Origin of the sequence: Streptomyces sp. NPDC001270 (assembly GCF_042896695.1) — a bacterium.
GTDB lineage: Bacteria > Actinomycetota > Actinomycetes > Streptomycetales > Streptomycetaceae > Streptomyces.
Map to the genome: position 1 here is coordinate 274,681 of NZ_JBIAXM010000010.1, position 19,100 is coordinate 293,780.

The following is a 19,100-nucleotide window of genomic DNA, read 5'->3' on the forward strand; positions in this document are numbered from 1 at the left end:
TGAACATCATCGACTGCTGACGGGACCGGCCTGATCGGCCGGTCCCGTCGAGTCGCGACGTGCGGCCCCGCTGACGGAGCCGCACATCGCACCATTGTGTGTGTCCGGTGTCTGCGTCCGGTCAGCGTCCGCCGCCACCACCGTGGCCGCCGCCGCCATGACCGCCGCCACCGTGACCGCCACCGCCATGACCGCCGCCGCCGTGACCGCCACCACCGTGACCGCCACCACCGTGGCCGCCGCCGCCGTGGCCGCCGCCACCGTGACCGCCGCCGCCACCGTGGCCGCCGCCGCCACCACCGCCGTGGTCGCCGAATCCGCTCTGGGAGTGCGAGTATCCGGAACCGACGTGTGACGGGGCCGCCGAGGCGGTGCCCGCCGCGCCGAACGCGGCGCCACCGGCCATCAGAACACCGGCAGCGGAGACCGCGAGGAGACGCCTCGCGCGTTGTGCTCGCATGGGAATGCCTTTCTCTCCATCGTCTCGCCCACCCGTGCGGGGGGCGAGTGGATGGCCGCCACCGCAGAACAAGAACGTACGGGGCGGTCTCTGGCTTCACCGCTTTGAATGTGACAAAGCACGTCTCGGAACCGACGCCGCCAGGTCGGGCCACTCGGTTGCACATGGCCCGGAACTACGGCCGGAATTCCTCGTCACGGGAACTTCAACGGCCTGGGGCGTGCCCTGTTTTGCGGCTCGATCCCCAGCCTAGCCCGGCCCTGCGGGACCGGCACCTCGGGCGGCGTTCCGGGCCGCACACGGCCGGCCTCCGCCGCCGGGTGCCGCGCCGATCACCCGAGGCCGGGCGGCTCGCCGACCGGCCGGAAGGTCCGCGTGCGGCGGCGCCTGCGCGGTCCCCGTAGGGTGGCTGCGTCGAGCGGGCAGAGCGGGAGGTGCACGGTGGAGTCGACGGCTTCGGCGCAGGAAGGGGAACCCGTCGGCGGCGAAGGGGACGGCCGGCTGCGGCAGTGGCTGATGCTGGTCTACCGGGTGCCGAGCGAGCCGACCCGGCTGCGGGCGGCGGTGTGGCGCCGCATCAAGGGCCTGGGCGCCATCTACCTGCAGAACTCGGTGGCGACCTTCCCCCGGACCGTCGCCGCCGAGCGTGCGCTGCGCGTGCTGCGCAAGGAGATCATCGACATGGGCGGCACGGCCCAGCTGTTCGCGACGGAGGCGCTGGCCGGGGAGAGCGACGTGGTCACCGCGTTCAACGCCGCCCGGGACGACGAGTACGAGGAGATCGTCGACCGGTGCCAGGACTTCCTCCAGCAGGTCGAGAAGGAGTACCGGGCCGACCACTTCACCTATGCCGAGCTGGAGGAGAACGACGAGGACCTCACCAAGCTCAGGAACTGGTTCGCCAAGGTACGCAAGCGTGACCTGCTGTCGGCGTCCGGCCGCGCGGAGGTGGAGGCGGCGTTGAAGCGGTGCGAGCAGGTGCTGGAGGACTACGCGGCCCGGGTCTATCTGGAGGAGGGCGAGACTCGCTGACCGCCGCGCTACTCCGGCCGGCCGCTACGCGCCGCGGGCCGCCCGCCACAGCGACCCGCCCAGCAGCGCCACCACCGCGACGGGGACCAGCCACCAGGCGGGGACATGCCCGGTGACCAGCAGCGCGGTGACGGCGAGCGCCAGGACCACGCCGACCGCGACGGTCCAGTCGTCGCCGACCACGAAGTCGTACCAGAAGCGCAGGAATCGCAGGACCGGGTTCATGAGGCCACCTCGGCATGGTCCGAGCGGGCCGCGGCGCCGGTGCGGCGCAACAGGGCGACGTAGGCGAGGGACACGGCGAGGATGCCGGGCACGAGGACCAGCAACGCCGCATCGGCGCCCGGCCATTCGGCGCCCGCGCCCTCCGCGCCCCAGAAGGTGCCGAAGGCGGTCAGCAGCACGCCCACCGCGAACTTCATGGTGTTCTCGGGCACCCTGGCCAGCGGCGCCCTCACCAGCAGGCCGACCGCGACCACCAGCACCACGGCGGCCGCCGCCCCGAGCGAGGCCAGGCCGATCCGGCCCTGCACGGAGCCGAAGGTGACCACGATGAACGCCACCTCCAGGCCCTCCAGGAGCACGCCCTTGAAGGCCAGGGTGAAGCCGTACCAGTCGGTGACGAAGGCCCGGCTCTCGTGGGAGGCGGTCGCGGCGGCCGTGACCTGCTCCCGGTAGATCCTGTCCTCGTCGTGCCGCGCCTTGAATCCCGACGCCCGCAGGATCGCCTTGCGCAGCCACTGAAGCCCGAACACGAGCAGCAGCGCGCCGATCACCAACTGCATCGCGCCGAGCGGGATCCGCCCGACGGCCGGCCCGAGCAGGGCCACCACGGCCGCCAGGGCGAGCACCGCCGCACCCACACCGAGCAGGGGTGAGCGCCAGCCGCGGGTGACGCCCGCGGCCAGGACGACGGTGAGCGCCTCGACGGCTTCCACCGCGCAGGCCAGGAAGACGGCGAGGAGCAGCGCGGTGCCGCTCATGGGGTCTCGCCGCCGCTGGTCGCCGTCGGCCTGTCGGCCCTGGTCACCACCGAGCACCCGCGCTGCGCCTTCAGCACCACCAGCACCTCCGACACCTTCCGTTCATAACCACGAGGACTTCTCAAATCTAACAGTGGTTATGAATGCATGGTAACCGAGGATCCGGCCGACGTCTCGCAGGTGCATCCGGGCCGGGCCGCGGGCAGGCCCAGGGCCACCGCCATGGCCAGATCGGACTTGTGCGTGATCGACACCCGGATCTCGGCGACGCCCAGCTCCCGCGCCCGCGCCGCCGCCGTCCCGGTGAGATGGACCTCCGGCGCGCCCAGCGGTGTCCGCAGGATCGCGACCTGCCGGGGTTTCACGCCGGAGGTGAAACCCGTGCCGAGCACCTTCAGCACCGATTCCTTCCCGGCGAAGCGCCCGACCAGGTACTCGCGGGCGCGTTCGGGACCGAATTCCTCCGCCTGCGCCAACTCGGCCGGGTCGTAGGTGAATTCACGGAACCAGCGCCGACCGAGCAACCGGTCCAGCTCACCCGCCCGCAGGAGGTCCACCCCGATCCACACGGGTCAGCGCCCCCCGTCCGCGGCGGGCTCCGGCGCGAGCCCGGTGGTGAACACCGCGTGATGGCTCCGGCCCGTGCGGGGATCCGTGTCGCTGAGCACGATCCGCCCGTACCGCTCCCGCCAGTCCACCCAGTTCTCGGCCAGTTCCAGCCAGACACCGGTGCAGTAACTGCCGGGCGCCGCCCGGTGCACGGCCACGTCCTGCGGCGGGTCCTGGGTCGCCCAGGAGCCCAGTACCACGAGCGTGTCCGTGGTGCCCGACGGCCCGGGGTGCCCGGGCCCGGCGGTCAGCAGCGTGTCCAGCGGGACGCCCGCCGCCACCCCGGCCAGCGCCGGACCGGCTCCGTCCGCCGGTCCGGCGCCGAGCACCAGCGCCGCCGCCGAGTCCGCCAGCGGCACGTCCTCCACCAGCGGGAACGACGTCGGCAAGGTGGTCTGCTCCAGGATCGCCAGCACCACCTCGCGCACCCGTCCGGCACGTCGGTACGCCGAGGCGATCCGCAGCGCGGTGAACGGCGCGGCCAGACCCTGCTGCCCGATGGCGAAGCAGGTGGCCTCGCCGCCCAGCCGTGACGTGAGGTAGGGCGCGACCGCGGTGAACGGTACGACGTCCGGCAGGGCGTGGGCGACGACGAGCAGCTGCGGGCGGCTCTCGCGTACGCCGTCCGCCTCGGCCAGCAGATCGGCCAGGTCCTGGTGGTGGACCTGGGCGCCGCGCTGGAGCAGTTCCTTGTCCGGCTCGGCCCCGAAGGGCCTCAGCAGGTCCTGGAAGTAGCCCAGCACGGCCGGGTCGTCGGCGGGCTCGCGCCCCTTCGGTGCGCGGACCGCCGCGGCGGCCTGGACGACAAGGCCCGTCATGCGTCTGCCTCCCCCCGCTCCAGCAGGGATTCCACGTAGTCGGCGAAGGAGCGCACCGTACGCAGGTGGTCGATGTCGAGATCCTCGGGATCGACGGCGATCTCGGTGGAGTCCTCGACCAGCAGGAGCAGTTCGAGGACGGAGGAGGAGTCGAGGCGCAGGTCGTCGAAGAGCCGGGTGTCCTCGGTCAGTTCGGCGATCTCCCGTTCCAGCACCTCGCCCAGGGCCTTCTCGATGGCCCGTACGACTACCTGACGGTCCGTCATGCAGTCGCCCTCTTCCGGTGGGTGATCACCATGGCCCCGAAGGTGGCCCCGAGACCGACCGAGACCATGACGTAGTGCGCGCCGTCGACCAGCCGGTCCTCGTCGCGCAGCGTCGTGTAGTTGACGAAGACGTCCGAGGCGAAGGTGTGGCTGTAGCGGGGCACGTTGTCCAGGAAGACCTTCTCGCGCGGGACGTCGAGCACCTTGATGGTCTGCCGCCACGCCAGCATGTTGACGTTGTGCGGGATGACCAGCTCGATGTCCTCGAACGTCAGGCCCGCCTGGTCCACGGCCTCGTGGATGACCTCGGCGATCCGGGCCCCGTAGCGCTCGCCGAACTCGGTGTTCTGCTCCGGCGTGAGCTCCAGCCACTTCGCGTACTCGCCCAGGGTGCGCGTGACGAAGGAACGCACCCGGTCCCCCGCGCCGTCCAGGGTGACGAGACAGGCCGCCGCCGCGTCGGCCATGATCGCGGTGTTGGGCACGTGCTGGACGATCGGCGAGTACGCGCGCTCACCGGTGACCATCAGGGCGTACGCGCCTTCCTCGGCCTCCGCGCGCAGCAGCTCGCCGACCACGTCGATCCCGCCCAGACTGCTCACACACGCCTGGTGGCTGAGGCCGAACGCCTCCGTGTCCGGCAGCCCGAGGTCGTCCCGGACCACCTGGGCCACGTCGACGTCGGCGGGCGCCACCGCCTGCGTGGTGTGGGCGTAGACCAGGTACGCCACCCGGGCGCCCTCGGGCAGTGCCGAGAGCGCCCGGCGGGCGGCCGGCCGCAGCAGGTCGAACAGGTGGGTGTCCGGGTCGAAGCGCAGCGTGTCGAGGCCGTAGAACTTGCGGAAGACCCCCAGCTCCGCGCGGCGCAGCCCCAGGTGGTCGCCCAGTTCCTCGATGCGGATGCTGCGCTCGGGCAGGTACGACTCGATGCGTTCCAGCGTGGTGTGTCCGCCCATCAGCCGGCGACCTCGGCCTGGATCAGCCAGAGGCGGTTGGCCCCCCGCCGGTTCCTCGGCTGGACCTCGTACGGCCAGCGGCCCTCGCCCACGCCCGGCTGGCCGGGTTCCTTGAGGTCCGTGACCTTCCAGCCGTGGGCCTGGACGAACTCCTCCGGCTCGTCGCTGCCGAAGATCCACGGCGTGCCGTCGGCGGCCAGCTTGTCCAGGAACGGCTTCGAGAAGGGGCTGCGCAGCAGGGCCCGGCCGAGGATGTCGAAGGCGAGCCTGCTGCCGGGCGCCGAGGCCGAGGCCAGCAGCCGGAGCAGTCCGGCCGTCTGCTCCTCGGTGAGGAAGAAGGTCAGCGCCTCGGCGATCCACAGGGTGGGCCGCGTGCGGTCGAACCCGGCCCGCTCCAGGTCGGGCAGCCACTCCCCGGTGAGGTCCGCGGAGACCTCGCGCCGGTCGGCTCCCGACCGGGCGCCGAGCCGGTCGAGGCGGCGGCGCTTCTCCTCGATCAGCGGCCCGTGGTCCACCTCGAAGACCGCGGTGTCCTCGGGCCAGTCGAGGCGGAAGGCACGGGTGTCCATGCCCGCGGCGATCAGCACCACCTGCCGGACCTCGGTGTCGGCGAGCACGGAGGTGATGGCGTCGTCCAGGAATCTGGTGCGGATCGAGATGAACGGCAGCAGGCCGCCGCCCTCGTAGCGGTCGATCAGTTCGAAGCCCTTGGGGGCCGCCAGTTCGCGAGCGAGCGGGTCGATGTAGAGCGCGTCCTCCCGCTCGGACTCCAGGGCGCGGGCGGCGGCCATCCACTGGGCCGTGTACGAGACTGCGTGCATGGTTCGGGCCTCTCTCGGCGTCAGGCGAAGAACGCCTTCTCGATGGTCGCCAGCGACTGGAAGTCCTCGATGTCGATGTTGTCGAAGTCGATCTCGGCGCCGCTGGCGTCCTCGATCACATAGACGAGTTCGACGAAGGACAGCGAGTCGACCAGCCGGTTCTCGATGATGTTGACGTCGGCCGCGAGTTCGGTGCGGTCGGCGTGGCGTCCGAGGATCCAGTCCCGGACCTTCTCGATTCCTGTGGAACTCATGGGATTCCCTTCAGGGGTGGCGTGGTGCGGGGGCTGGGTCCGGCAGGCCGGCGACCGCCGCGGCGGCCACGGCGACGGCGAAGCCTCCGCTGTGGCTGATGCTCACGTCGATCGGACCGAGTCCGACCCGCTCGGCAAGCTCGGCGGCCCGGCCGCTGAGCCTGAGGTCCGGACGGCCACCCGGACCGGGCAGGATCTCGATGCCGAGCCAGGGCAGGGTCTGGCCGGCGGCGGAGAACACCTTGAACACCGCCTCCTTGGCGGCGAGCCGGCCGGCGATGCTCTCCGGGTCGGCCGCGCCGTCCGGAGTGCGGGAGGCCGCCAGCTCTCCGGGCGAGAGCATCCGGTGCAGGGCCGGTCCGGTGTCCGGGTTCAGCAGTTCCGCGACGCGCGCGAGCGGTACGAGGTCGATACCGATCCGGGGCGTCACGGTGCCGCTCGGCAGGCTCATGCCGCGGTTTTCCCGGCCGCGGCGCGGACGGCCGCGAGTGCGGCCACCGGGTCGTCCTCGTAGCGCTCGGTCAGCACGGCGAGCCAGCGCTCCAGGCCGAAGGCGACACAGGAGGTGAAGGCGTGCTCGCCGCTCGCGAGACGGATCCCGCAGCGCTCACCGAAGAAGTTGCGGTGGGTGTTGACCGAGGCGATGGCCAGGTCGCCCCGCTGGAACTCGTACTTGACCGGGCTGAGCTTCTGCATGAACGCGCGGGCACCGTCGTTCTGGAAGAACGGGTCGGACGCCGCGGTCTTGTCCAGTCCGAGGTCGAGCGCGTCGGCGAAGACCAGGATGCGGTCGGTGAAGCGGGCGAGCACGTCCTGGGTGTGCTCGTAGGAGCCGAGGGCGACGATCTCGCGCATCTGGAAGCTGGCCAGCCGGCGCAGCCCGCCGTAGTGGTCCTCGTTGCGGAAGCAGCGGTTGACCAGGGTGACGAGGGTGTCGTCCGGGACCTGGTCGCCCTCGTGGTACAGGTAGGCGCCGTAGCAGGTGGCGTGCGGCAGGCCGTAGCGGGCCCCGGTGACGTCGGACGGGCCGAACGCGCCGTCCTGCGGTTTGATCTGACCGCCGCTCAGGTCGAGGTTGCCGGCGACCCAGGCGAGGTGCGGGAAGTTCGTGTAGACGTCGAACTTCTCCAGGTCGCTCACCGGGAACAGCGGCGGCGGGCTGATCTCGTCGGCGCCCGCCGCCTGTCCCCAGCCGGCGAAGACGGCGTCGAGTTCCCTGATCAGCCGGGTCTCGTCCGGGCCGAGGATGGCCAGTGCCCGAGCGCCCGCGCTTCCTGTGAGGCGGGTCATCGCAGGAGCCCTACCTTCTTGAGGTACTTGCTGGTCTTGCGGAACGTGCGCTCCTCCGCCAGCGCCCTGGCCGGGGAGTCCAGCAGGGTCCGGCGTATCTCGTGCGGGCGCTCGAAGCCGGCGTCGCGGTACACCTGGGGGTGGTAGAGGGACTCGAAGCTGTGCGTCATGTAGCGGCGCAGGTAGGCGGAGATCTCCTCCAGTTCCTCCTCCGACGCCGTGCGCTTCACGTCCTCGAAGAGGAGGTGCACCAGTTCGCGGCCGAAGGCGATGTGCCGGGACTCGTCCTGGTGGTGGATGCGGTTGATCCCCCGGATCGTCTCGTGCAGCCGCTCGTCCGCCGCCATGGTCGAGTTGTAGTGGTCGACCAGCTCCTCGAAGATCATGATGCGGGCGAAGACCAGCAGGCTCTCCACCTTGGAGGAGGGCACGGTCGCGCCGGCACCGGCCGGCTGGCGGTAGATCTTCTTCCCGTACCGCAGGCAGAATTCCGCGAAGAACCACATGTGTTCGTTCTCCTCACCGATGAAGTGGTGGAAGAACTCCGAGGGCGCTTCGAAACCCGCGGTGTGAATGCGGCCCACGACCTCGATGAGAAGTTCTCGAATGCCGTGCACATTGAGGCTGTAGAAGTTGACGCTCTCGTACCGGGAGAGCGTGTACAGCTGCTCCGGAGGGAGACTTGCGGCCAGTTCGGTGCCGTGGGTGGTGGTGAGTTCGGGGCTCATCCACCACATCTCGTCCGGCAGCCGGTCCGGCCATTCGAAGATCCGGTACGGGTTGTAGTAGTCGTCGATCGACTTGGCGCTGAGGCGTTCAAGTATTCCCTGGAAACGTGCGTCGCGTTCGATTACGTCGCTGACCATGGGATCTCGACCTCCTTTCACCGCGAGGTTCGGTCGATCCAGACGGTAGGCTGGGATCGGAAAGAGCCTCAATGCCCGAAAGCGGCCTGGCCGCGACCGGTCAGTGCGGGAAGTCCGGCGGACCGACCGGAACGGCCACGCGGCCGGCCGCCCGACGGGGCGGTGGGGCGTGGTTCACAAACGTCCGTGGCTCGGGGAGAGTTCAGGTGAACCACGCCCGCGAAGCCCGCCCGACACCGTGCACGTCACCGAAGATGGGGCCCCCACCCTTGGACAGCAACGCAGCGGACAGCGAACCCACGGATCGCGGATCCGACAGCGGCCCGGCGGCACTGGGCCAGCGCATACGGTCGTTTCGCAAACGCGCCCACCTGAGCCAGCAGGAACTCTCGGGAAAGACCGGTATGAGCACCCGCGCGCTGCGCGACATAGAACGCGGCCGGGTCCAGCGGCCCCAGTTACGCACCGTCCAACGGCTCGTCGCGGCGCTGGAACTCTCCGATGCCGAGGCCGGTGAGCTGCACGACGCCGCCCGGGACGCCGCGCCCAGGACCAGCGGCCGGCTCCGCTTCCTGGTCCTCGGACCGCTCGCCGTGCACCGCGGTGACACCCCGGTCCCGGTCACCCGGCCCATGCTCCGCCACCTGCTCGGGCTGCTCGTCCTCAAGTGCCCCGCGCCCGCCACCCATCAGGAGATCGTCGAGGCCCTGTGGCCGGCCGGACCGCCCGGTTCGTACCAGAGCCTGATCCACACCTATGTGAGCCAGGTGCGCCGCCTCCTGGAACCCGACCCGCCGCAGGCGTCCGGCGCGGCGGCCACGGTGGAACGCGTCCCCAGCGGCTACCGGCTCCGGGTGGACGCCGGCCAGACCGACATCGGGCGCTTCGACGAACTCGTGTCCCGGGCACGGCGTGCGCACGGCACCGGCCACGAGTCGCTGGCCTTCGAGTCGCTGACCGCCGCGCTGGAGTGCTGGCGCGGCCCCCTCCTCGCCGACCTGGACTCGGCGCTGCGGCAGCACCCGATGGCCGTCTCCGGCGGTGAGCGCCGAAGCGAAGCCGCGCTGCTGCACGCCGATCTGGCCCTGCGGATGCGCCGGCCCGAGCAGTCGCTGCGCGTCCTGTGGGACCTCGCCCACGAGGATCCGCTGCACGAGGGCATCCACGCGCGCCTCATGCTCGCCCTGGCCGGCTGCGGTGAGCAGGCAGCCGCCCTGAACGTCTTCACCACCCTCCGGGAACGCCTCGACGAGCAGTTGGGCATCGCGCCGAGCGAAGAGATCCGGCACGCCCACATGCGCGTGCTGCGGCAGCAGATCCCGCGGACCGAACGCTCGGGCTTCGACGCGGCCCGCTCCGCCGCGCCCATGACGGGCAGACCCGCGCAACTGCCCGCCGACACCCCCACCTACGTGGGGCGCGAGACGGAGCTGCTGGAGCTGGACCGGCTGCTGTCCTGCGAGGGCGCCGGCGCGGCCCCGGTGGTCACGGTCATCGGCCCGCCGGGGGTGGGGAAGACCGCTCTCGCACTGCGCTGGGCGCACGCCCACCGGTCCCGGTTCGCCGACGGGCAGCTGTTCGTGAACCTCCAGGGACACTCGGCGCTGCCGGCGCTGCGCCCCGAGGACGTCCTCGCCCGTTTCCTGCGTGCGCTCGGGGTGCCGCCGGACCAGGTGGCGCCGAGCCGGGAGGAGGCGGCGGCGACGTACCGCACGCTGCTGGCCGACAAGCGCATGCTGATCGTCCTGGACAACGCCGCCGACGTGGACCAGGTGCGGCCCCTCGTCCCGGGCGAGGGCAACTGCCGGGTCGTCATCACCAGCCGCGGCAAGCTGGCCGGGCTGGTCGCCACCGAGGGCGCCCACGTCCTCGGGCTCGACGTGCTCAGCCGGCAGGAGGCGTGGTCGCTGCTGGGCCGGGTCCTCGGCGACGACCGGGTCCGCGCCGAACCCGAGGCCGTGGCGGAGCTGGCCCGGCTCTGCGGGTGGCTGCCGCTGGCCCTGCGGATCGCCGCGGCCAATCTGATCGCGAACCGGAACACCACCATCGCCGAGTACTGCGCGAAGCTGCGCGGCGGGAACCTGCTCAGCGGCCTCCAGGTGGACGGCGACGAACGCGCCACGATCCGCGTCGCGTTCGACCTCTCCTACCTGGCGCTGCCCGAACCGGCCCGGCGTACGTTCCGGCTGCTCGGCCTGTTGCCCGGGCCGGACACCACCCCGCACGGGGCCGCCGCGCTCACCGGGACCGGTGCGGACGAGGCCGGCCGGGTGCTGCGCCATCTCGCCGACGCCCACCTGGTGCAGGAACCGGTGCCCGGCCGCTTCGCCACGCACGACCTGCTGCGCGCCTACGCCCGGGACCTGGCCGACGGCGGCGAACTGGACGCGGCACGCGACAGGCTGCTCGACTGGTACCTGGTCAACGCGGAGACCGCGGCCCGGATGCTGTATCCGGAGGAGCTGTCGGGGCAGGACGCGGACGCGCAGACGGATCCCGGGGACCAGCGGGTGGTGGTCGGCGACCACCGCCGGGCCCTGGACTGGCTGGAGAGCGAGCGGGAGAGCCTGGTCGGTGCGGTGCTGGCCGCGGCGGACGCCGGCTGCCACCGGGTCGCCTGGCGGCTCGCCGAGGTGCTGCACGGATTCCTGTCGCTGCGGGCGTACACGGCGGACTGTCTGTCGGTGGCGACCGCGGGCCTGTCCGCGGCGACCGCCGACGGCAATCTGCGGGCCCGGTCCGCCGCGCAGCTGCGGCGCGGCGACTGCTACTGGGTCAAGGGGGACAACCTCCAGGCCCAGGAGCTGTTCAAGGGCGCGCTGGCGCTGGCCAGGGCGGCGGGCTGGCTCAACGGGCAGGCCATGGCGCTGCGCCGGATCGGTGCCGCGCACCAGGAGAACGGCGCCACGCGGCAGGCCGCGCAGTTCCTCTCGCAGGCCTGGGACCTCACCAAGCAGTCGCAGGGCACGGTCGCCCCCGACGACGTGACGAACCTGGGCCTGATCTGCTGGAAGCTGGGCCGGCTCACGGAGGCCGCCGACCACCACGCGCACGCCGCCCGGCTGTTCCGGCGCATGGGCTCGGCCAGCGGTGAGGCCATCGCGCAGACCAACCTCGGCATCACCTACCGGGCCCTGGGGCGGCCCCAGGACGTCATCCGGGTGATCGGCGAGGCGTTGCGGGTGCACGAGCAGAACGGCAACAAGACCAGCGTCACGGTGGCGCTGAGCTGTCTGTCGGCCGCGCACTCCGATCTCGGCGACCACACCGAGGGGATGGCCGTCGCCCGGCTCGCCCTGGAGTCGGCGCAGTCCATGCGCAACAGGAGGCTGGAGGCGAACGCGTTCTTCTCCATGGGGGCCGCGTACGAGAGCGCCGGAAGTCTGGGGGAGGCGGCGGAGTGCTACCGGCGGGCACTGTATCTCGCCGAGTCGATGGACGACCGCTACCCGCAGGTCTACGCGCTCATCAATCTGGCCGCGACGCGGCTGCGCCAGGACCGGCCGGACGGGGTGCTCGCCACGGTGGAACAGGCCATCGGCATGGCCCGGCAGGCGGAGTTCCGGATGCTGGAGGGCAACGCGCTGAACGTGCTCGCCGGGGTCCGGCTGTGTCTGAAGGAGGGCGAGCAGGCGATGCGTACCGCGCGGCAGGCACTCGCCCTGCACCACGAGACCGGGCACCGCCCCGGGGAGGCACGGAGCCATCTGGTGCTCGGGAGCACGTCGGCGATGCTGGGCGAGGACACTCGGGCCTTCGGTCACTGGCGTACGTCGCTGCTGCTGTTCCAGGGGATGGGCATGCCCGGTTTCGGCGCCGTCCGCCCGCGGCCCGGCCGGGCCGGCTGACCGGTCGGACGCGCGGGCCGGCCCCGGTTCTGTGGCGACCTGCCGGGGAAAGGTTTGCGATTTCTGCCGCGTCCGGCGGACTCTGCCGGGGCGTGCCGCGACACCGCAGGTCAGCCCGGTGGCGTCGGCGGCACCCCGCTGACCGGGCGGCAGCCGTCCCTATGGTCCGGCTGTAGTTCCGCGGATATGCCCCCTCCGTACAGTGATCGCAGAGAGGTACAGACCAAAGGGTCGGCACCTCAGGTACCCGGAGTTCCAGCCTGCACGCCTCTTTGGAGGAGCGGTGGAGATCACTTGTGCCACACGTCCCGGCGACACCCTGAACGAGGACTTCGTCGCCGCGGCGGGACACTTCGCCGTGGTGCTCGACGGGGCGACGGCCGAGCCGGGGGTGGACAACGGATGCCGGCACGGCGTGCGGTGGCTGGTCACCCAGCTCGGCAGCCGGCTGGTGGCCGGTCTCATCGAGACCCCGACGGCCGCGCTGCCCCAGGTGGCCGCCGAGGCCATCGCCGACGTCATGGCCCGGCACGGCACGGAGTGCGACCTGGCGAACCCCAGAAGCCCGTCCGCCACCGTCGCCGTCCTCAGGCAGCGCGACGACCAGGTGGACCACCTGGTCCTCGGGGACTCCGCCGTGGTGGCCCGGTTCACCGACGGCACGGTCGACTGTGTCGTCGACAACCGCATCCACGGATTCCCCGACCGGTCCTGGGCGGACCTCAGGCACCTGCGCAACAGGGAGGGCGGCTTCTGGGTCGCCGGGAACCGCCCCGCGGCGGCCGCGCACGCGCTGACCGGTACGTGGCCCGCCGAGCGCGTCGACCGTGTCTGTCTGCTGACCGACGGCGCCTACCGGCTGGTCGAGCGGTACGAGTGGAGCTGGCAGGACCTGCTGGACTGTGTGAGCCGCGAGGGGGCCCACCGGCTCATCGCGCGAACGCGAGCCGCCGAGGCACGCACCCCGGCCGGGGCATTTCCCGGAAAGCACCACGACGACGCGTCCGTCGCCCTGTGTCTGATGGGCGGCGCGACCGGCACGGTCTGAGCCGGACACGTCCCCCTGGGGCGGACCCGACGTGCCCGACGGCACACCGGAGGCCGCCCGCCCGGCGCCGTCACTCCGTGCTCCATCCCCGAACCCGCACCCCGGGCCGCAGGACCGGCCCGGCTCCTTCATGAGGTGACCCGTTGCCGCAACTCACAGTGCCCTTCGCCGGCCAGTCGCACCGCTCAGGGCCGCTCTCCTTCGGGCACGCCAACATCGTGCGCTCGATATTCGTCGACGAGGACCCGACCCGCCTCAACCTGGCCATGGTCTTCGACGCCCCGGCGAACGGCGGTCTGGACCGGATCGCGGACCAGCTGCGGACGCTGGTCGAGCGTCACGAAGCGCTGCGCACGACCTACCGGCTCGGCACGCCCGCCACCCAGGTGGTGGCCGCCGAGGGCGAGTTGGCCGTGGCCGTGGTCGAGGCCGCGGACGACCCGCTCGCGGTCGCCGAGCGGACCGCCCGCCGGCTGCGTTCCCAGGTGTTCGACCTGGAGCACGACCTGCCGGTCCGGGTGGCCGTGGTGACGGCCGGCGGCGCTCCGCGCCATCTGGTCTGGGTGGTCACCCATGCCGCCATGGACGTCGCCGCCTGCGAGGTGCTGCACACCGAGTGGGCCGCCCTGTGCGCCGGCCGCCCACTGCCGGCCCCGGCCGCCCTGGAACCCGTCGACGTCGTGGAGCTGGAGCGGTCCGCGACCATCCGGCGGCTCGGCGAGAGCGCGCTGCGCTACTGGGAGTCCCAGCTGCGCCGGGTGCCGCAGGCGATGTTCACGCCCTCGGCCCGGACGACCCCGGCCAAGACCGACTGGCTGCACGCCGGTCTGAACATCCGCTCCACGACCGTACCGGCCCGGCTGGAGTCGATCGCGGAACGGACCGGCGCCAGCCCCTCGGCTGTCGTACTCGCCGCGCTGGCCGTCCTCGTGGGACACCGGACCGGGCACTCCACGGTGGTGACGACCTCGCTGTCGGACAACCGGGTGGTCCGCAAACTCCGTGGGTTCTTCGGCTCGCTGGCCCAGGACGCGCTGCTGCCCGTCGACCTCTCCGACGTCGCGGGCTTCGACGACGCCGTGCGCAAGGTGCGCTCCGCGGGGCTGCCTGCCTACCGGCACGCCTGGTTCGACCCCACCGCCCTGTGGCAGCAGGTCATCAACGAGGTGAGCGGCGAGCGCGGCATCTCGTTCGCCCGTGACCTCGTCTTCAACGACATGAGCACGCTCGCCACCACGGCCGGCTCCCCCGACCAGTCCGCCCTGAGCCGGCTGCCCTCCGTGTGGATACCCGGGCACCAGCCGGCGCCCGACGAGGACCCCGGGATCGGCGGCAGCGTCTCCTGGCTGCCGAAGGAGGACATCCCCTGCCGCTTCTTCGTCTGCCTGTACCGGCTGGACGAGGAGTTCGAACTGACCCTGTGGGTCGACCCGCAGATCCTCCCCAACGACGAGGCCGAGGAGTTCGGCCGGGCACTGCTGCGCCTGCTGCGCGCCGCGGGCGACGCCGATCTGCCGCTCGGTGAGCTGAAGTCGCTGACCACGCTGGAACCGGTGGCGCGCGGCGAGGGGTGGTACGTCAGCGACCACTCGCTGGTCGAACTCGACGCCGTGCGGGGGCTGCTGGACGATGTCCTGGGCGAGGTGCCGCATCTGGTGACGGCCGTGCCGGACGAGGAGCTGGGCCACCGGATCGTCTGCCACCTGGCCGGCCCGGACTCGCCCGCGACAGTGCACGAGCGGACGCTCGCCGCGCTGCCCGGCCGCGTCACCGCCATCGCCCCGCACCACTACGTCGTGCACGACGACGCGCCGGCCGGCCCGGCCGCCACCGACCCGGACGCGTGGGCCGCGCTGCCGGTCCGTACCCAGGCCGACGGCCGCCGCGACGGGGGTGACCGGGCATGAGCCAGGACGCCGGTCTCCGTACGGACACGCCGTCCGCCGAGGAGCCGACCGCGCAGCCGTCCCTGTGGACGGCCAACTTCCGCCTGTACTTCGGCGCCCGCACCGGCTCCCTGCTGGGGGACGCCATGCTGCCCGTCGCCCTCACGGTCGGTGTCCTCGACGCCGGATACGGCACCTCGGGCGTCGGCTACGCCCTCGGTGCCTGGATGGCCGCGCTCGCCCTGTGCATGCTGTTCGGCGGGGTGCTCGCCGACCGGTTCACCCCGCGGCGCATGATGGTGCTGGCCGACCTGCTGCGGCTGGTGCTGCAAGGCGGCCTCGCGGTCGCCTTCGCGCTGGGCGCGCCGCCCCTGTGGATGATCGTGGCGCTCCAGTTCTTCAGCGGTGTCGCCACCGCCCTGTTCCAGCCGGGGGTGGCCAGCATGGTGCCCCAGGTCTCCGCCGACGTGCAGCGGGCCAACGGCGTGCTGCGGGTCTCCGAGTCGGTGGCCGGTGTGCTCGGTCCGGCCCTGGCCGGTGTGCTGATCAGCGTGTCCGGACCGGCCACCGTCTTCGCCATCTACGCGGCCACGTACGCGCTCAGCGCCGCCTGCCTGTTCGGACTGCGGTTGGCACAGACGAAGAAGGACGGCGAGACGGAGTCCTTCTGGCAGCAACTGACCGAGGGCTGGCAGGAGTTCCGGTCCCGTACCTGGCTGTGGGGGGTGATCTCCTGCTTCCTGGTCTACGGCTGCTTCGTCGCGGGTCTGTCCCTGCCGGTCGGCGCGGACCTGGTCACCACCCAGCACGGCTCGACGGCGCTGGGCATCGCCCTGGGTGCCTTCGGCGCCGGTGGCGTGATCGGCGGCGCCCTGGCCATCCGGATCCGGCCGAGCCGTCCGCTCGCCACCGGCTCGATCGGCTGGGCGCTGTACGCGCTGTACCCGCTGGTCCCGGCCCTGCGGCCGGGGGTCGTCCCGCTCTGCGCCGGCTGGGCCGTCGCCGGTGCCGGCCTCGCCTTCTGGGCGGTGATCTGGGCGACCACCGTACAGACGCAGATCCCGGCCGACCTGCTCAACCGGGTCTACGCCTACGACGTGACCGGATCGCTGCTGTCCATGGCCCTGGGGCGGTCCCTGGCCGGACCGCTCGCCTCGGTGGCCGGGGCACGCCCCCTGATGATCGCGGCGACCCTGCTCGGACTGTGCTGCAGTGGTGTGCTGCTGGCCGTGCCCGGAATCCGGCGGCTGCGCGCCGTGACCCCGGACGCCGAAGCGCTCGGGACCTGAACGGAGGAGCTGACATGGAGATCGCGACCTCGACCGGGACGTCGGAGCTGCCTCGCTCCGGGGAGGTGGACGAGTTCGTCGTCCGCGTCTACGAACGCGTGCTCGCCGGCCGTCGCGCCACTTCGTCCGTGATCGCCGCGGGGCTCGGCGTCTCCCTGCGGCAGGTCGTGGAAGCGGTCCGGGTGCTGCGGGAGCTGCGGCTGGTCAAGGACGCCGCCCGGAGCCAGGGCGAGCTGGTCGCCGTGAGCCCCGAGGAGGCCCAGATGGAACTCCTGGTGCCGCTGGAGCGGGCCATCTACTCCGAGCGCCGCCGGCTGAACGACGTCAAGGGGCAACTGCTGTCCTTCGAGGACACGTTCAACAAGACCCAGCGGCCCCAGCGCCGGCCCGAGACCGTGGTGGTGACCAGCGACCCGGCCGAGATCGAGCTGCGTCTGATGGAGGCCGTCCAGCGCTGCACCTCGGAGATCCTGGTCATGCAGCCCTGTGTGGCGCAGCAGACACCGGAGTTGCGGCATGCGCGCCCGCTCGTCCTGGAGGCCCTCCAGCGGGGCGTCCGCGCCCTGGTGCTGTACCCGCACACCGCCCGCGGCGACGCCGGTACCCGCTCCCACGTGCGCGACCTGACGCGGGCCGACGGGCAGGTCCGGACGTCCCGGGAGATCCACGGACGGTTCATCGTCATCGACCGCCGGGTCGCCTTCGTACCGGCCGACGACAACGACGACGGACAGCGGCTGGCCGTGGTCTACGACGCGTCCGTCGCCGCGTTCCTGGGCGGCATCCACGACCGGATGTGGGAGTCGGCGCTGGACTACGAGTCCGGTGCCTCGGGCTACTCCGCGGCCATGGACGACCTGCGGGCGACCATCCTGGAACTGCTCGCCTCCGGCATCAAGGACGAGGTGATCGCCCGTCGGCTCGGGATGTCCGAACGGTCCTTCCGCCGCCACGTCGCCGCCATCATGCAGGACCTCACGGCCGGCAGCCGCTTCCAGGCCGGGGTGCTGGCCGCGCGGACCGGGCTGCTCGGGTCCGCCGCCGGCCGTCCGCACAGCGCGAGGAGTTCCGCATGAGCCGTTACGCCCGTCTCGCCTACACGCAGAACGTCCGTCAGGTCCAGTACGAGATGGGCAGCGGGGACGCCGCGGCGCGGCGGCTGGCGGCGCCGGCCGACGAGGCCGAACGCCTCACCCCTGTCGAGGCCGCGTTCATCCAGGGTCTGGACGGTTTCCTGATGGCGACGGTCGGCGAAACCGGCTGGCCCTACATCCAGTTCCGCGGCGGCCCGCCCGGGTTCCTGCACGTGCTGGACGAGCGGACCCTGGCCTTCGCCGACGTCCGGGGCAACCGGCAGTACATCACCACCGGCAATCTGCGGGGCGACGACCGGGTCGCCCTGTTCCTCCTGGATCACGCGCGGCAGGCGCGGCTGAAGCTGTACGGCCACGCCACGGCGACGCCCGCGCCGGACGATCCCCCGCTCGCCGAGCGGCTGGCACAGCCCCGGACCGACGGGCGGGTGGAGCGGCTGATCACGGTGCGCGTCGAGGCGTTCGACTGGAACTGCGCCAAGCACATCACGCCGCGCTTCAGCGAGGGCGAACTCGCGGGGGCGCTCGCCCCGATCCGTGACCGTCTCACGCTGCTGGAGCAGGAGAACGCCCGGCTGCGCGCCGAGTTGGAGGCGCTGCGCGGCGGCTGAGCCGGCCGCGTCCGGGAAACGCCAGGGGCCCGCCGGCCGAAGCCGGCGGGCCCCTGACGTCCCCCGTCGTCCCTGGCGTCCCCCGTCGCCGGGCCGTCTCAGCTGCCGCGGCGCTGCTCCAGGAGCCAGGTGTAGACGTCGGGGTTGTCGTAGGTCTGGGTCCAGGAGTCGTGTCCCACGCCCGGGTACCGGGTGAACTTGGCGTGGCTGCCCAGGTCCTTGAGCGCCTCGACGACCTGCTCGGTGTGCTTGATGAGGATGTTGAAGTCGTCCTCCCCGTGGAAGGTCCACACCGGCAGGTCGGCGATCCGGGGGGCGGCCTCGGGCATCCAGGCCCCGCAGATGGGCACGATGGCCGCGAACCGGTCCGGGAACCGCGCCGCCAACGCCCAGGTGCCCGCCCCGCCCATGCTCAGACCGGTGCAGTACACCCGGTCCGCGTCGATCCGGTGGCGTGCCTGGATCTCGTCGAGCAGCGCGTACAGACCGTCGAGTTCGCACGCCCAGGTGCTGTAGCCCGGACACTGCGGAGCCACCATCACGAAGGGCAGGTCCGCGCCCTGTGCGGCCTGCTTCACCGGCCCGTGCGCGGTGAGCATCGTCGGATCGTCCCCGCGCTCGGAGGCGCCGTGCAGAAAGAGCAGCAGGGGCCACCTCTCCGATTCGTCGAGGTGATAGCCGCTCGGCACATGGAGAGCGTACGGGAGACTATTTCCGGTGTCATCGACAGCGAACGTGTCGAATTGCAGAGATGAGGTCACCGATACCCGCCTCGACTAGAGAATTTACCAATTTTGGAAGCACAGGATCTCGCCGAGATCCGTTCGTGTCAACGCACCCGCCGTCCGGCCGGAGGCACCCCGGAAACGGAACTTCCTCAGAACAATTGCAGGAACTGCCGCTCCCGTGGGACACCGGTCGCGCAGCCCGCCGTATCCGCACCTCAACCGCCTTCCGCAGGGGCAGTTC

At 71.9% G+C, this 19,100-nt stretch carries 20 protein-coding genes; 8 read left to right on the top strand and 12 right to left on the bottom strand.

Annotated elements, in window-relative coordinates:
* The first annotated feature begins 100 nt into the window (after positions 1-100).
* Together ACFY2B_RS19435 and ACFY2B_RS19440 are read left to right on the top strand one after the other, a co-directional pair.
* Entirely contained in the window at positions 101-355 is a 255-nt protein-coding gene (locus ACFY2B_RS19435) for a hypothetical protein (RefSeq protein WP_390764317.1), read from the top strand.
* 546 nt (positions 356-901) lie between these two features.
* Positions 902-1,492 (top strand): Chromate resistance protein ChrB, encoded by a 591-nt coding sequence (locus ACFY2B_RS19440; RefSeq protein WP_390764318.1) that lies wholly within the window; start codon positions 902-904, stop codon positions 1,490-1,492.
* A gap of 24 nt (positions 1,493-1,516) precedes the next feature.
* Here ACFY2B_RS19440 and ACFY2B_RS19445 read toward each other — a convergent pair whose 3' ends face one another.
* From ACFY2B_RS19445 to ACFY2B_RS19495, 11 genes are all read right to left on the bottom strand, one after another.
* Positions 1,517-1,717 (bottom strand): hypothetical protein, encoded by a 201-nt coding sequence (locus ACFY2B_RS19445; protein WP_390764319.1) that lies wholly within the window; start codon positions 1,715-1,717, stop codon positions 1,517-1,519.
* A complete protein-coding gene (locus ACFY2B_RS19450) occupies positions 1,714-2,475 on the bottom strand; it encodes a COG4280 domain-containing protein (RefSeq protein WP_390764320.1) in 762 nt (253 codons plus the stop codon). Before ACFY2B_RS19450 ends, ACFY2B_RS19445 begins: the two co-directional genes overlap by 4 nt.
* Before the next feature lie 137 nt (positions 2,476-2,612).
* A complete protein-coding gene (locus ACFY2B_RS19455) occupies positions 2,613-3,044 on the bottom strand; it encodes a holo-ACP synthase (RefSeq protein WP_390764321.1) in 432 nt (143 codons plus the stop codon).
* A 3-nt stretch (positions 3,045-3,047) separates the two neighbouring features.
* Entirely contained in the window at positions 3,048-3,902 is an 855-nt protein-coding gene (locus ACFY2B_RS19460; protein ID WP_390764322.1) for a hypothetical protein, read from the bottom strand.
* Positions 3,899-4,168 carry a phosphopantetheine-binding protein gene (locus tag ACFY2B_RS19465; RefSeq protein WP_390764323.1) on the bottom strand — a complete coding sequence of 90 codons (270 nt, stop codon included), beginning with the start codon at positions 4,166-4,168 and terminating at the stop codon, positions 3,899-3,901. The genes ACFY2B_RS19460 and ACFY2B_RS19465 overlap by 4 nt, the downstream gene beginning before the upstream one ends.
* Positions 4,165-5,124: a 3-oxoacyl-[acyl-carrier-protein] synthase III C-terminal domain-containing protein gene (locus ACFY2B_RS19470; RefSeq protein WP_390764324.1), complete on the bottom strand. Its 960-nt coding sequence runs from the start codon at positions 5,122-5,124 to the stop codon at positions 4,165-4,167. Before ACFY2B_RS19470 ends, ACFY2B_RS19465 begins: the two co-directional genes overlap by 4 nt.
* Positions 5,124-5,945, bottom strand: a complete 822-nt coding sequence (locus ACFY2B_RS19475) for a class I SAM-dependent methyltransferase (protein ID WP_390764325.1) — start codon at positions 5,943-5,945, stop codon at positions 5,124-5,126. Before ACFY2B_RS19475 ends, ACFY2B_RS19470 begins: the two co-directional genes overlap by 1 nt.
* A 20-nt stretch (positions 5,946-5,965) precedes the next feature.
* Complete coding sequence (locus tag ACFY2B_RS19480) at positions 5,966-6,199, bottom strand: acyl carrier protein (protein WP_389025383.1); 234 nt, start codon at positions 6,197-6,199, stop codon at positions 5,966-5,968.
* Positions 6,200-6,209: 10 nt separating this feature from the next.
* Positions 6,210-6,650 (bottom strand): holo-ACP synthase, encoded by a 441-nt coding sequence (locus ACFY2B_RS19485; RefSeq protein ID WP_390764326.1) that lies wholly within the window; start codon positions 6,648-6,650, stop codon positions 6,210-6,212.
* Positions 6,647-7,489, bottom strand: a complete 843-nt coding sequence (locus ACFY2B_RS19490) for a hypothetical protein (protein ID WP_390764327.1) — start codon at positions 7,487-7,489, stop codon at positions 6,647-6,649. The genes ACFY2B_RS19485 and ACFY2B_RS19490 overlap by 4 nt, the downstream gene beginning before the upstream one ends.
* Positions 7,486-8,355 (bottom strand): diiron oxygenase, encoded by an 870-nt coding sequence (locus ACFY2B_RS19495; protein ID WP_390764328.1) that lies wholly within the window; start codon positions 8,353-8,355, stop codon positions 7,486-7,488. The genes ACFY2B_RS19490 and ACFY2B_RS19495 overlap by 4 nt, the downstream gene beginning before the upstream one ends.
* Before the next feature lie 254 nt (positions 8,356-8,609).
* Here ACFY2B_RS19495 and ACFY2B_RS19500 point away from each other — a divergent pair, with 254 nt between their 5' ends.
* The 6 genes from ACFY2B_RS19500 (at position 8,610) to ACFY2B_RS19525 (ending at position 18,131) form a co-directional block, all read left to right on the top strand.
* Positions 8,610-12,203 (top strand): BTAD domain-containing putative transcriptional regulator, encoded by a 3,594-nt coding sequence (locus tag ACFY2B_RS19500; protein ID WP_390764329.1) that lies wholly within the window; start codon positions 8,610-8,612, stop codon positions 12,201-12,203.
* Positions 12,204-12,486: 283 nt separating this feature from the next.
* Entirely contained in the window at positions 12,487-13,251 is a 765-nt protein-coding gene (locus ACFY2B_RS19505; protein WP_390764330.1) for a protein phosphatase 2C domain-containing protein, read from the top strand.
* Positions 13,252-13,394: 143 nt separating this feature from the next.
* Positions 13,395-15,158 (top strand): condensation domain-containing protein, encoded by a 1,764-nt coding sequence (locus tag ACFY2B_RS19510; protein ID WP_390764331.1) that lies wholly within the window; start codon positions 13,395-13,397, stop codon positions 15,156-15,158.
* On the top strand, positions 15,155-16,426 hold the full coding sequence (locus ACFY2B_RS19515; protein ID WP_390764332.1) for an MFS transporter: 1,272 nt from the start codon (positions 15,155-15,157) through the stop codon (positions 16,424-16,426). Before ACFY2B_RS19510 ends, ACFY2B_RS19515 begins: the two co-directional genes overlap by 4 nt.
* 14 nt (positions 16,427-16,440) lie before the next feature.
* On the top strand, positions 16,441-17,502 hold the full coding sequence (locus ACFY2B_RS19520; protein ID WP_390764333.1) for a LuxR C-terminal-related transcriptional regulator: 1,062 nt from the start codon (positions 16,441-16,443) through the stop codon (positions 17,500-17,502).
* Complete coding sequence (locus ACFY2B_RS19525) at positions 17,499-18,131, top strand: pyridoxamine 5'-phosphate oxidase family protein (RefSeq protein ID WP_390764334.1); 633 nt, start codon at positions 17,499-17,501, stop codon at positions 18,129-18,131. Before ACFY2B_RS19520 ends, ACFY2B_RS19525 begins: the two co-directional genes overlap by 4 nt.
* 98 nt (positions 18,132-18,229) lie before the next feature.
* On the opposite strand, the gene ACFY2B_RS19530 is transcribed toward ACFY2B_RS19525, so the two are convergent.
* Positions 18,230-18,820 carry an alpha/beta fold hydrolase gene (locus tag ACFY2B_RS19530; protein ID WP_390764335.1) on the bottom strand — a complete coding sequence of 197 codons (591 nt, stop codon included), beginning with the start codon at positions 18,818-18,820 and terminating at the stop codon, positions 18,230-18,232.
* Between the last annotated feature and the right edge of the window lie 280 nt (positions 18,821-19,100).

Bases quoted from the DNA above. Each gene is read 5' to 3' on its own strand.
- ACFY2B_RS19445 (WP_390764319.1), bottom strand. From the start codon at position 1,717: ATGAACCCGGTCCTGCGATTCCTGCGCTTCTGGTACGACTTCGTGGTC.
- ACFY2B_RS19450 (WP_390764320.1), bottom strand. From the start codon at position 2,475: ATGAGCGGCACCGCGCTGCTCCTCGCCGTCTTCCTGGCCTGCGCGGTG.
- ACFY2B_RS19460 (WP_390764322.1), bottom strand. From the start codon at position 3,902: ATGACGGGCCTTGTCGTCCAGGCCGCCGCGGCGGTCCGCGCACCGAAG.
- ACFY2B_RS19465 (WP_390764323.1), bottom strand. From the start codon at position 4,168: ATGACGGACCGTCAGGTAGTCGTACGGGCCATCGAGAAGGCCCTGGGC.
- ACFY2B_RS19470 (WP_390764324.1), bottom strand. From the start codon at position 5,124: ATGGGCGGACACACCACGCTGGAACGCATCGAGTCGTACCTGCCCGAG.
- ACFY2B_RS19475 (WP_390764325.1), bottom strand. From the start codon at position 5,945: ATGCACGCAGTCTCGTACACGGCCCAGTGGATGGCCGCCGCCCGCGCC.
- ACFY2B_RS19480 (WP_389025383.1), bottom strand. From the start codon at position 6,199: ATGAGTTCCACAGGAATCGAGAAGGTCCGGGACTGGATCCTCGGACGC.
- ACFY2B_RS19485 (WP_390764326.1), bottom strand. From the start codon at position 6,650: ATGAGCCTGCCGAGCGGCACCGTGACGCCCCGGATCGGTATCGACCTC.
- ACFY2B_RS19490 (WP_390764327.1), bottom strand. From the start codon at position 7,489: ATGACCCGCCTCACAGGAAGCGCGGGCGCTCGGGCACTGGCCATCCTC.
- ACFY2B_RS19495 (WP_390764328.1), bottom strand. From the start codon at position 8,355: ATGGTCAGCGACGTAATCGAACGCGACGCACGTTTCCAGGGAATACTT.
- ACFY2B_RS19500 (WP_390764329.1), top strand. From the start codon at position 8,610: ATGGGGCCCCCACCCTTGGACAGCAACGCAGCGGACAGCGAACCCACG.
- ACFY2B_RS19515 (WP_390764332.1), top strand. From the start codon at position 15,155: ATGAGCCAGGACGCCGGTCTCCGTACGGACACGCCGTCCGCCGAGGAG.
- ACFY2B_RS19520 (WP_390764333.1), top strand. From the start codon at position 16,441: ATGGAGATCGCGACCTCGACCGGGACGTCGGAGCTGCCTCGCTCCGGG.
- ACFY2B_RS19525 (WP_390764334.1), top strand. From the start codon at position 17,499: ATGAGCCGTTACGCCCGTCTCGCCTACACGCAGAACGTCCGTCAGGTC.